Source organism: Microvirga sp. GN3 (genome assembly GCF_055792825.1).
The window spans coordinates 19,556-31,474 of the sequence record NZ_JBVVAK010000092.1 but is presented as its reverse complement, the minus strand read 5'-3'; the positions used below and the strand labels follow the sequence as shown (position 1 = coordinate 31,474).

General features: G+C 57.4%; 9 protein-coding genes and 2 pseudogenes. 2 read left to right on the top strand and 9 right to left on the bottom strand.

Annotation, left to right across the window (positions count from 1 at the left end; genetic code table 11):
- Window positions 1-35: 35 nt before the first annotated feature.
- Window positions 36-773, bottom strand: coding sequence for a 6-carboxytetrahydropterin synthase (locus ACS5Q1_RS31615; protein WP_473101923.1), 738 nt, complete (start codon window positions 771-773; stop codon window positions 36-38).
- Window positions 774-1,123: 350 nt separating this feature from the next.
- On the opposite strand from ACS5Q1_RS31615, the pseudogene ACS5Q1_RS31610 reads away from it, so the two are divergent.
- Window positions 1,124-1,416: pseudogene (locus tag ACS5Q1_RS31610) on the top strand (transposase); the annotation flags it as partial.
- Between the two features lie 27 nt (window positions 1,417-1,443).
- Here ACS5Q1_RS31610 and dinB read toward each other — a convergent pair.
- The 5 genes and pseudogenes from dinB to ACS5Q1_RS31585 all read right to left on the bottom strand — a co-directional run.
- A pseudogene (gene dinB, locus ACS5Q1_RS31605) lies at window positions 1,444-2,192 on the bottom strand (DNA polymerase IV); the annotation flags it as partial.
- Between the two features lie 289 nt (window positions 2,193-2,481).
- Complete coding sequence (locus ACS5Q1_RS31600) at window positions 2,482-2,751, bottom strand: hypothetical protein (RefSeq protein WP_473101922.1); 270 nt, start codon at window positions 2,749-2,751, stop codon at window positions 2,482-2,484.
- 299 nt (window positions 2,752-3,050) lie between these two features.
- The gene (locus ACS5Q1_RS31595) at window positions 3,051-4,634 is read right to left on the bottom strand and encodes a winged helix-turn-helix domain-containing protein (protein ID WP_473101921.1); all 1,584 of its coding nucleotides are present in this window, start codon (window positions 4,632-4,634) and stop codon (window positions 3,051-3,053) included.
- A 572-nt stretch (window positions 4,635-5,206) separates the two neighbouring features.
- Complete coding sequence (locus ACS5Q1_RS31590; RefSeq protein ID WP_473101920.1) at window positions 5,207-6,487, bottom strand: flagellar hook protein FlgE; 1,281 nt, start codon at window positions 6,485-6,487, stop codon at window positions 5,207-5,209.
- Between the two features lie 311 nt (window positions 6,488-6,798).
- A complete protein-coding gene (locus tag ACS5Q1_RS31585) occupies window positions 6,799-7,467 on the bottom strand; it encodes an isochorismatase family protein (RefSeq protein WP_473101919.1) in 669 nt (222 codons plus the stop codon).
- A gap of 264 nt (window positions 7,468-7,731) precedes the next feature.
- Between ACS5Q1_RS31585 and ACS5Q1_RS31580 the strand changes: the two genes are divergently transcribed.
- Window positions 7,732-8,010 (top strand): GNAT family N-acetyltransferase, encoded by a 279-nt coding sequence (locus tag ACS5Q1_RS31580; RefSeq protein ID WP_473101918.1) that lies wholly within the window; start codon window positions 7,732-7,734, stop codon window positions 8,008-8,010.
- Window positions 8,011-8,136: 126 nt separating this feature from the next.
- Here the strand turns inward: ACS5Q1_RS31580 and ACS5Q1_RS31575 are convergent, their stop codons facing one another.
- The 3 genes from ACS5Q1_RS31575 to ACS5Q1_RS31565 all read right to left on the bottom strand — a co-directional run bounded on the left by ACS5Q1_RS31575 (window position 8,137) and on the right by ACS5Q1_RS31565 (window position 11,916).
- Window positions 8,137-9,330 carry an adenylate/guanylate cyclase domain-containing protein gene (locus tag ACS5Q1_RS31575; RefSeq protein WP_473101917.1) on the bottom strand — a complete coding sequence of 398 codons (1,194 nt, stop codon included), beginning with the start codon at window positions 9,328-9,330 and terminating at the stop codon, window positions 8,137-8,139.
- A gap of 89 nt (window positions 9,331-9,419) precedes the next feature.
- Window positions 9,420-10,772 carry a family 1 glycosylhydrolase gene (locus ACS5Q1_RS31570; RefSeq protein ID WP_473101916.1) on the bottom strand — a complete coding sequence of 451 codons (1,353 nt, stop codon included), beginning with the start codon at window positions 10,770-10,772 and terminating at the stop codon, window positions 9,420-9,422.
- Window positions 10,773-10,896: 124 nt separating this feature from the next.
- Window positions 10,897-11,916 carry a bestrophin family protein gene (locus ACS5Q1_RS31565; RefSeq protein WP_473101915.1) on the bottom strand — a complete coding sequence of 340 codons (1,020 nt, stop codon included), beginning with the start codon at window positions 11,914-11,916 and terminating at the stop codon, window positions 10,897-10,899.
- Window positions 11,917-11,919: the final 3 nt, after the last annotated feature.

Below are 11,919 nucleotides of genomic sequence, written 5' to 3'. Positions count from 1 at the left end.
CAGCGCCTCAGGCTCGAATGCTGGCGATGGTCTGACTATCCCAGGGGAATGCATTTCAGACAAGGCATGGGAACATAAGGAAACTCCTCTGGTTGAGAGGCATGTCCCGCTACTTCTTCGATACGCGCGAGGGCCAGACATTTACGCCCGATGACGTAGGCTTGGAGTTCGACAGCCTGGATGAGGCCGAATACGAGGCCGCCTGTGCGGCGGCGGAAATCGGCCGGGACCGGCTGCCGGAGGGCGACAGCCGCGAGGTCACAGTCGAGGTCAGAGACGAACATCGTCAGTGGGTGCTGACTGTGACGGTTTCGATGGAGATCCACCGGGCGGAGCTGCTGCCGCCGCGGGCGTGAGACAATCGTCCACGAATTTCCGAGAAGCGCCTTTATGGAACTAGCCCTTGTCGAGCCAATTCTCCTTTTTGGACCAATGGAAGCCGTCGAGCCGGGCATGCCGCGCTTGAGCTCGACCTCTTCGAGATTGGGGAACCGAGCCTTCACGAGCTTCCAGATATACGTGGTGACGTTCTCGAGAGAGGCGATGCCGATCTCGGGGTTGAGATCGAGATTGCCGTGATCGAGGCCCGATCCGTGCTCGCCCTTGATTTCCTTGATGTAGTTCTCGACCTCATAGAGATTGACCGGCCAGCCATAGATCTCGTCGACGGCTCCACCGAAGGTGAGTTTGACGATGAAGGTGTGTCCATGCAGCCCGGAATAGGGAGCCACCGAGTGCGCGGCTTCGAACGTAAACTCGCAATATGTCTTCATTTCTGACTCCAAGAGCCTGTTCTCTTCCGCAGGTTCGGATGTGCGCTGAGGTCCTCGCAGCTTGTGCCCATGGGGACGCCAGCTGGCAAACTTTTCTATTCAGAACTTATGCAATCCGGCGTGGCGCATTCCTGTAGGAGGCGGCCCTGATCTCGCTGACCTCTGCCAAGCAGGCAGAGGCAAGATACGATCGTAGGCTCAATTGAATCCGAACGCGTAGCCGACGAAGACCAGAGCGAACGCCACATCCATGAAGAAAGGCATGGAGAAGGCTGATGCCGAGATGGCCTGCCCCCTGAGAAGTGGTCCTCCCTGATGTATGGCTTTCAAGCCGAATGGAGGACAAGCGAATGAGCAAGAAGAGACACACGGCCGAGGACATCGTCGCGAAACTGCGGCAGGTGGATGTGCTGACGGCACAGGGCCGCACAGTGGCCGAGGCGGTCCGGCAGATCGGCGTGACCGAAGTGACCTACTACCGCTGGCGCTCCGAGTACGGCGGGCTGAAGTCCGATCAGGTCAGGCGCCTGAAGGAACTGGAAGCCGAGAACGCCAGGTTGCGTCGCGCCGTCTCGGATCTCACTCTCGACAAGATGATCCTGAAAGAGGCTGCCAAGGGAAACTTCTAAGCCCCGCCCGCCGGCCACCCCAGCCGTAGCGCCACGACCGATCATGCACTAACATTGACACCGGACCACCTCGTGGGGGCTGGCCAAAGCCCCGACCGGCTTTCAACATAGCCGGGCAAGGTGCGGCTGCGGGTGATCTGTTGGAAATCGGAAAACTTCACCTTGAGCGTCACCGTGCGCCCGCGTATGCCGGTCTGCTCGCAATGCTGCCAGACCTTATCTATGATTGGCTGGAGTGCAGCCTTCATTTCCCCGAAGCTCTCCAGATCCTTCTCGAAGGTGGATTCGGCGCCAATGGACTTGCGGATGCGGCCGGGCTGGACTGGGCGATGGTCAACAGCACGGGCAACCCAGAAATAGCGGGTTCCGGTCTTTCCGAAGCGTTCCTGCAGGAAGTCCCGCGCCTGAGCCTTCAGGTCGGTGAAGATGCCGAGCTCACTCATCTTCCTCGCTGTGGCCGGGCCGATGCCATGAAACTTGCCGACCGGGAGGCTCTCAACGAAGGCTGCCCCCATCGCCGGCATAATTACGAACTGGCCATTCGGCTTGATCTGATCCGATGCCATTCTAGCCAGAAACTTGTTGAAGCTGATTCCAGGCGAAGCTGTCAGATGGGTCTCATGCCAGATTCTGGCTCTGATTTTCCGTGCCACATAGGTGGCATGCGGGATGCCCTTCAGGTTCTCAGTTAAATCGAGATACGCCTCATCAGCGACAGAGGCTCCGCCAGTGGCGTATAGGCATAGAAGATCTCCCGGATCTGGCGCGAGACCTCGCGGTAAACGTCGAAGATCAAGAGCCGAAGGTAGGAAGCTCGAGATGGAAGTTTGTGGCTCGCCTCCATGGCTGAAGGTCTCCTGCGGTTCACGCAGTGAAATTTGTTCACTGACAGAAACGTCCGATGTTCCTGTCCAAAGCGGAAGTTCGCCCCCTATGCAGCAAGTCGTTCCCCCACGTCCTTGATGTCGTAGGATATCCTCAATGATTGGTTATTGGACATGATGCACCGCATAGTCTCGAGCACGGCATTAGGCGGCGGATCCTTGAGGACGATATGCCTTTGGGCCGAAACTCTCACCTCAGTGGGCGGCAATTACGCCAGCTCGATTGGGATGACTGTCGTGATACTCATCGGCCAAAATCCAGCCATCGTTCAGGCCCGGCAAAATTGCACGGCTGAAGAGCCAGTCGATGGGGCGGCGCCAGTCTCTCAGGATTTGGAAGGCCTCGGGGGCGAATTCTGTCACCACAACATCAAAGTTTCTGGCCCTTAATTCCAGTGCGAGTCTCTCCAGAAACAGCGGATTGGTATCGACAAGGAGGATGCGTTGCTCCTCAATTGTATTCATAACTGCCTCCTGGCACCGAGCCAGACTGCCCAAATGCTGCAATAAAATTTCTCGACAACCTGTCAATAATCGAAATTACCAATTGCGTTTTCAGATCTCCATTAGACCTGCAGATGTCCTGACAGTCGGAAGGTTCAGAAGACCTATACTTTGGGTGATAGCAGTTGGTGCTACGTAGTGAATACCATGACCATGCTCAGGTCCGTTGATCGGTTGCGATACACCTAGCTCGGATAGCACCCGCCGGGCTAATCGGCCTGCGCCCGTGAGTACCTTGGCACCGAGATGACCGCCCAGCGCTATTCCGGTAGGCCTGATCTTCGAAGTCCATCCGTCAATAGATCCAAATCTTTTATTCGCCGAAGCTGCACCCAGTCACGGAGGTTGGAGACGCATAGAGAAGGATCCAGTTGGCCCAACTTGCGCACTGCGCGCTCTGCCTCGCTCACTCGGCCTGCGAGTGCCTCGCTTGCGGCAACGATCCCAGCAGCGAGCGCGAAGTTCGGTAATTCCCCTAATGCCTTGCCGGCCCATAGCGAAGCAAGGTCATAGCTTCCGGCCAGCAAATGAGCCAGTGCCATACCGGTCTGCATCCGAGGCATCTCTGGGTCTAAAGGGCTCAGTCTCATGCCCTTCGCAAGGCGCTCAATTGCATCATTTGGTTCCCCGCGGACAATTCTCTGGAATCCACTAAGGCACCACGCTGCCAGGAGATTGGGATTAAGCACCAGTGCCCTGTCAAGCAGTGCAATGCAGGCGTCGAGGTCTCCTCCGAAATGGCCGAGGGCGTGACCGCCACGGGTGAGAGCGACTGCATCGTGCTTCCCAAGTTCGATGGCACGGTGGGCTAATCTAGCGCCCTCGACAGTCTCCTGCCTACGATCAGTCATCCAACCATTAAGCTTGCGCCAAACATGGCACCAAGCCGCCATTCCGTAACCAGCTGCAGAGTCCGGATCGAGTTCAATTGCCTTGTGAAATAGCGGCAGGGCTTCGTCGACGGCCTCCTTAGTTCCCCGATGAAACTTCGCCATTCCGCGCAGGTAATAGTCGTAAGCGTCGAGGTTCTCCGTCGACTTGCGTTGAGCGCGCTCGATTTCGGCACGCTCCAGTTGGCAAATGAGTGCGCCAACAATGCTGACTGCAATCCTGTCTTGGCCCACAAGGACGTCGTCGAGCGAGCCTTCAAAGCGTTCTGACCAAACATTCAGGCCAGTGGTTGCGTCGACAAGTTGCCCAGTGATGCGCACACGGTCTGCCGCTTTCCGTACACTGCCCTCAAGCACATACCGGACGCCCAGCTCCCGTCCCACCTGCCTCACGTCAACCGCCCGACCCTTATACGTGAAACTCGAATTGCGAGCGATGACAAGGAGCCATCCAACGCGCGACAGTGCTGCGATTATGTCCTCAACCACACCATCAGCGAAGAACTCCTGATCGGGATCTGGGCTTAAATTAAGGAACGGCAGGACAGCGATGGACGGTCGTTCGCAGACGTTCGGTACGGGTGCTGGCAGAGTGTTTGACCCGGAAGGCGTCTGACTAGGAGTAATATTTCGACTCGGCCGGTCAGAAGCCTGAATCTCGGCAACAAACCGAAACCCCTTCCGGGCGACAGTACGCACCAAGCGTTGCTCCGAACCGCTATCGCCGATGGCATTGCGCACCGCATTGACATGACTCGTCAGAGTTGACTCAGAGACGATCCGCCCGCCCCAAACACTATGCAGCAATTCGCGCTTGCTAACGACCCGGTCGCTATGTTGTACCAGATAGAGCAGTAGATCGAACACCCGTGGTCCAAGCGCGATCGTGTCGGATCCTCTGTTGAGCTCACGTCGATCGGGATCGAGCGTGTAGCTGCCAAAAACGAACTGCACCCGGTCGCTCCCAGCCTTCCACTCAAATGTCTGTAGGTTCACTGAGCTGCCACATAGACTTAGACCACACTAGGATCGCAATGTTGGAAGGACGTACGTATCCTCATCATGAAGGTGAGGCGTAGGTTCAAGCGGGAATCCTGCTGAGGTCCCTTCTATAATCGGCCACGGACGATTATCAGTCACAAAGCCTCCCTTAAAAGGGTTCACCGTCAGCCCGACCCGGACATCGGCGCTATGCCGTGTGCCCAGAATCCGAAGGAATGCTCTTGGCATGAAGATGTACGTGCACACCATAGGGGTGGTTCTGATGGCACCAACAACGGTGATCTCAAGGTCATCGTCCAGGATTTCTGATGGGACAGAGATCGTCCATCGGTACACCCCCTCACCTGGCTTCGCGCCCGCCACGTAGATGTTGAACGGCCTGCTCCCGGCAACGCCACGAAGTGAAACAAGGGATGAGTGATCTGCCGCCAAGATGGCTGTACCTCCCTCCCCTTCGATGAACCCAGCCAGGATGAGTGAAGCTGCGCGAGCCTGCATCATGTGCCCCCTAACCCGTAGACGCTTCAACGTTTTAGGTTGATCAGGACATCGAGGAGCTCTGATCCGGTCTGGAAGACCTTAGAGTTGGCTGTATAGGCACTCTGGGACTGAATCATCTCCGCGAGCTCCGTCCCCAAATCGACGTTCGACGCCTCAAGAGTTCCGGAATTGACCGTACCATAACCAGCACTTTCCGCTGTGCCATATTTAACGTCACCGGACCCTTGCGTTTCTCGATAGACGTTACCAGGCTCGGTACTCAAGCGGTCAGGGCTCTCGAAGCTCGCGAGCTGGATCTGGTACGATGGGTTGCGCGTCCCATCCGAATAGACCTCATACAAAGTTCCATCACTCGACACTTCAAATCCCTCGAGCGAGCTCGCAGCATTTCCATCAGCCTCTGCCTTGTAGACCGAATAGGGAGCAGATACCTGCGTCATGCCGGTGAGGTCGAGAGTGAACGGGAATGTCGCGCCCGTCTCCGTCGCATGTGGAATATTGAACGAGAGTGATCCTCCGGAACCTTTGCCGGTCATCGGATCAAAGGTGAGAATAGTCGCACCAAGGAGGCTGACCGGGCGAGATGCGCCGCCACTATCGTAGACCGCAGCTTGCCACTCGTTGTTGCCTGTTTTCGCGAAATAGACATCAAGCGTTACTTTTGTTCCCAAGGGGTCATAGGTCACAATGCTTGTTTTGAGGTCGTAGGTTCCCTCTGCAGGGCGCGCACCAGCTGGGGGTGTCCATGATCCACGAACGCCCGTGCTGACCGGTAAATTCGCCTTGAACACCCCGCTTTTTGAAGCATTTGGCTTCAACTCACCCGATGGCAGTTCGATTGGCGCAAGGGTTCCTGAGCCGTTGGGTGTTCCATCGGCATTGAGTTTCCGACCCAGCAATTCAAATCCAGCCGGATTGACAAGGCGAGTAACGGCCTGCTTCGTTCCGGCATCTGTCTCAGCCAGCCGAACAATGGGGACGAACGAGCCTGCGCGAGTGAAGGCCAGGGATCCACCAGCATCCACGACTGGGAAAAATCCGTTCCCGTCGATCATTATATCGAACGCTGAGGTCGTGTACTGCTTGGCCCCTTGTTGGCTGATACTGTACCTGACGCTTGTTGTGACGGAGCCAGAGTCATAGGAGCCATGGCTGCTTGCTGTCACAAAGGTAGCGAACTCGGTGGATGCCCGCTTGTAGCCTGTGGTGTTTTGATTGGCGATATTGTCGGAGATGGTCGATAGCTTGGACGACTGAGCGTTCATGCCTGAAAGGCTTGTCCGCATTGCACTATAGATTCCCATGACAGCCCCCGCTTTCAATGATTCTCTTCACGCCGTCTGGACCATTGTCAGAATCGGCAGCGCCTGTTGTGATCGCAGGATGGCGACGGGCTGACGGAAAGTCCTTGCAGGAACCTTGGTTTCTTCGTGAATTTACCTTGCGAATTCGTCCAAGTGACGGACAGCTGGCCCGGCTGGGGGGGGAAAGCCCTGCCGGACACTTAGCGTTAAGGATCGAATTCCACTCGGTGGGTGCAACATCCCTTGGAAGAACTGCCCGGCGGTCATCAGGTGCCGAGTGAACAGGCTTTTGCAAGTGATACTAGTATCGCTTAAGCGGTTTTCTTCAATCTATCACCGAAGGTCTGTGCCTTCTGGTAGCTCTCCATGACTGCCCGATAATTCGGTGAGACCATGGCATAGATGTCGGCAATGTCTGACGCGTCAGGACGCCTCCAAGTGCGATGAAGCTCACAAATTACTGCATTGGTAGTTGTCGGAATCACTCCAGATTGTGCAAACCTGGCAAGCGTCGTGCGAGACACCACTTCGCTAGGATCTCCAGAGGCGTCAACGACAGCATAAACGTTGAAGCCTGCAGCACAGGCATCGAGGGCCGGAAACATGACGCAAACGCTTGTCCAGACGCCGGCCATGATCAGCGTCTTTTTTCCCGTCTTCTTCACGGTCTGGACAAAGAGGTCGTTGTCCCAGGCATTCACTTCGCCGTTCCGCGGCACGTAGACGGCATGTGGCGCCAATTCGGTAATCTCCGGCATTAGCGGGCCGTTTGGTCCCTTCGGTTCTGACGCCGTTGTAATAACCGGCAGCTTAAGCAATGTGGCAATCCGAGTAAGTGCTGCGACATTGGCCCGAAGATCGGGGAGAGGAACGTCCTTGATAGTCTGAAACAGGCCCGTCTGATGATCGAGCAAGAGTAACGCTGCGTCGTTGACATCCATCAGAGCCTTGCCACCACCGTTAGGGGAAACGTGCACCATTTTATGTTCCTTTTTCCAGATTGTAGAACCTGATCCTTCTAAGAATTCTCGTACAGAGTCCGCCGCTGAAAGGGCGGCTGCTCGATCTGAGCCCAATCCGTTAATCGCGAAAGCTATATTCTAGGCGAGTAAATGGAGGCCCATTGAGGGGCATCGTCGAGCCGACCTATACCTCGGTAGCAGGCAGGCTATACCTTCCTGTTCGTGCCTCATGGAAAAGTCAGGATACATTTGACGCATCGAAGGTACGGCAGGATAGAACACATGGACTGCAGCGTTATCGAGAACCCAGCCGCTCATCGCTTTGAAATGGCCATCGAAGACACGATTGCGGCGGCTTATTATCGGCTGGAGGGTAGCAAGGTCATTCTCATTCATACCGAAGTGCCCCAAGAGCTATCCGGCTGGGGGATTGGTTCGAAACTGGCAGAGGGAGTGTTTCGGTTGATTCGGGAGACCAGACGTCAGGCGGTCGTCCGATGCTCTTTCCTAGGGGCTTGGGTGAGCCGCCACCCTGAGGTCAACGATCTCGTCGTCGGATGAGCCCCGGCACAATCACTTTCGCTCAATTGCCTTGATTGGCAGTCGTAAGTACCGGCAGACGGTCCCAAGCAGGTGGTCTTAGCTTGAAGGGCAAACGTTTACCCCTCAACGGCCGCGCCTTGATGTTCATGCTCGGCTCACTTGCTCCAACCTTGGGGCGAAAACCTCATGCTGTCCATCCATCCCCTTGAGTTCAAACTGGCCCATGGTTCGCATGAGCGTTCTTGGCAGAGCAGAGGCGAAGGCTTCGGAGCAAACCACCAACTCGCCGCTCACCTTGGCAACCCCCTCCAGTCGGCTGACTGTATTCACGGCAGGTCCGACCACAGTAAAATCCAGCCGGTCAAGGCTGCCGATATTGCCGTACATCACGGATCCGACGTGCAGAGCCGCTACGAACGGCGGAAGATTTTCCGCTCTCGCCACCGCGATCGCCTGCGATATGGCCCGTACAGCCGCTGCACAGGCGGCTGTGCGCCCGCCCGCCCCCACCTGAAAGATCGATAGGGCCCCGTCCCCGATAAACTTGAGAACGTCGCCTCTCTCCGCCCGAACGGCATCGGCCACGGCCTCGAAATAGCGTCCCAGCGTGGCCAGCAGTTGTGATGGGGGCAATGTCAGCGAGAGAGGCGTGAACCCGCGCATGTCGGTGAGCAGGATTGCCGCCTCTGTCTCAACGATGTCGCCGCGGTGTATCGCGCCAGCCTGTACGTGCGTGGCTGGCCCCTCGCCCAGGAAGGTAGCCAGCAGGCTTGCGGTCGATCGGCGCATGGCGATAGCTTCGAGCGCAGCCGAGAGGGGAACTGAAAGGCCCTTGATCAGGCCGATATGGCTCTCGGTAAAACCTCTGTCGTGCCGTGTGGCGTACATTGCCGGTTGGATGATCTCGTTCCCGAAGGTCACCGGGACCGCGACATAGTCGGTAAAGCCGGCATTCGCCAACTCATGGAGGACAGTGTGATCGTCCGACCCAAGCTGGCCCAGCCGGCGCCGGAACCAGGTCCCGGTCTCCATAACATGCTGGGACGGGCTGCCGACGTATGTGGGGGACTCCCGGAGAGCCTGGCTGATGGTGAAGATCTCGGCCGCTGTCTCTGGTGCCCAGATGATGCCCCAGGCGGTCAACAGCGGGTTATCGACGCGCATGGCAATGCGCAGCCGGTGCAAAGGAACGCCCATCGCGGTCAATTGCTCAGCAAAGCCGGAGGTCACCGCAACTGCATCGCCAGACAGACGTGCTGGACCGATCAGCCACGCCGCGAGTTCCTCCCCCTTGCGTGTCCAATCGTACGAGGCTGCAGTCATGCGAGGTGAAACCATGGGGTCAATCCTAGGCCAAACGTCGGCGCGGTGCACCTGCCCTGCCTAGACCAACCGGCAACTCTGCCGCAGGGGTCGCCTATCCGCCACTAATTTCCCAACGCGGGCTTGGTCTTCAGTTCGTGGCGCAAGTATCGCCGCCATCCCTCGCGCCGACGGGCCGCTACCGGCGTGTCGTACTCACTCGGCAGCATGACCGGCACGAACAGGCAGACGCTCTGGGTCGGCAAGACCTCACGCCATTGGGACAGGAGCTTCTTAAACGCTTCCCCCACGGGTCGGATCTTGCGATCAAGATCGTACAGTCCCCGCGGGTTCACCCGCCCCCGTTGTTCGCGGAGAGCAATGTCCCAATCGATCTGGTCGGTGAGCGAGTACCAAGTGAAGCCGACGATGGGCACGCGGTTGTTGCGCACCCGCAGCACGTTGGCCCACTGCTTCCACAGCCAGTCGACGGCCTCGTCCCCCTCGTGCCCCTGGTCGAAGTTGGTCTCGGTGTGCATCACGGGCAGACCGTAGCGGTCGTGATACTGGCGCGTGATCTCGTCGTAGCCGAACACCTCGCCAGCCGGCCGGATCTCGCCGCCGGCGCCCACCCGGTGCTCGTTCGAGTTATAGAAGTCGTTGCCCATGATGCAGTGGTGGCGCAGGGTGTTGTCCAGGAAGAAGTGGTATTCGTCCCGAGTCATGCCGTTGTCGAGCAGGTACTCGTGCATGTGCGAGTTGACCGGGTACCCATAGTTCAGGTCGAGCGAGAGGAACCGTCGGGCGTTGTAGAACTCGGCGGACTTGATCGCCTTCGGGTTGTCGGCATGGAAGTACTCGGTCGACTCGCTTTGGATGAAGATGGCGTTCGGCCGCTCCTCCAGGATGGCGTACATGGCCAGCACGTTCGCCTTGGCCATGTGCTTGAGCGCGGTGACGAAGGCTTGGTCGCTCTTCAGTTGCTCGTTCCACCAGCCGTAGGCGGCCGAGAACTGGGCGCAGATGAACATCTCGTTGACGGGGGTGTAGAACTGGACCCAGGGGAAGCGGTGCGCAAAGGCTCGGGCGTACTCGGCGAACAGCGCCGGGAAGTTCGGGTTCTGGAAGTCGCCGATCCAGTCCGGCACGCCGAAATGGCACAGATCGACGATGGGGATGATGTCGCGTTCCTTCAGCCAGGCAAACGTCAGGTCCGCGAACTCCCAGTCGTAGCGGCCTTGGCCGAGAAAGGTCCTATGCAGTGGCGGACCATAGCGCAGGAAGCGGACGTCCAAGTCGGCCAGAAGTTCGAAGTCGCGCTGCCACTGACCGTAGTGGCCGCATTCCTCCATCTGGTCCCGGCGCACGCGGCCATTCTCGATCGTGGGATAGCTGTTCTCGATGCCGGTCGCGAACAGGAAAAGGGTGACCCTGGTTGGCAGGCGATCAGGGCGGTCACTGAGCGAAGCATCGGGCATGATATCCCTCATGGGTTGTTCCGCTGGGGCATCTCGGGTCAGCCTTAGCCCTCTCGATGCAGTCTTGGCGCGACGAGACGAAGTTCCACCAGATGAAACAGGGACCGTCCATTGTTCTCGACGGCTAGAACAGAATACTTTCCTTGGCCTCAATAGGTTTGAGGTCAGTCATCTCACCGAGCATACCCCTCATCTCAATCTCGATTCGACGCGCGATTGATGAGATCGGAACATCGTTGGCATTCCCCTCGAACGGATTCGAGGAGTTCTCACCGACTTTCTCCATTGAGACGAAGACCCACCCGACAATCGCGCTGAGCGGGATATTCAACCACGCCGTCCATGCCGCAATCCCAGTCGGCTCGCCCAGTTCCCGGGCGTAGGGCAAGAGACCGAACGGCACCATCGCGACGAAAATCTTCACGATGATAACGGCGATCGAATAATAGTTGCGTGAATACGGATAGTTCTTGACCCGTTTCAAGCCACCCTGCAGTCGAAGAAGCTCATCCAACGCGCCTGTCAGTACGGTGAAGATCAGTTCGCTGATCAAGTTTCTGCTATGGAGATTCTTGATGGCTTCATACTGCCATTGAATGAGGAGGGCCTCCTTGTCGCCGCAATGCGCCTTGAACTTCTGCAGGTCGCCATCCGAAAGATAGGACTTCAGCTGATCCTCGAGGACGGATTGGCTCTCGGGACTTGGAAGTCTAGCAAGATAGCTGACATTCCCTCGGTCAAATGTATTCTCCCAGGATCGCTTTTCCCGGAGATAAAAGCGCAGCGCGGTCAGCCACGCAAAATGGCGGTAAAATATCTCCTTCAGTCCCGGTTCCGGCACGGCATCTCGATTGCCAATAGTCGCCATCAACCTGTTGGCTAGGACTAAGCTGGCCGTACTGACTTGGCCAGATAGGATAAGGCCGTCATTGAAGCGTGCGTAGCATTGCTGACTCTTAAAGGCGAGGCTGATCGCGAGCGCTGATCCTACGATGGTAAGGATCGGGCCCGGCACAGTCAGAAACCTCCAGCCTGTGACCTCCAAAAATAGGGTCACAAGAACGGACCAAGCAATGATCCAGCCGATCTCCCACCTTGTCCAGGCGATGAAATCATTGATTTTGTACTGTCGACCGACATGCATGGC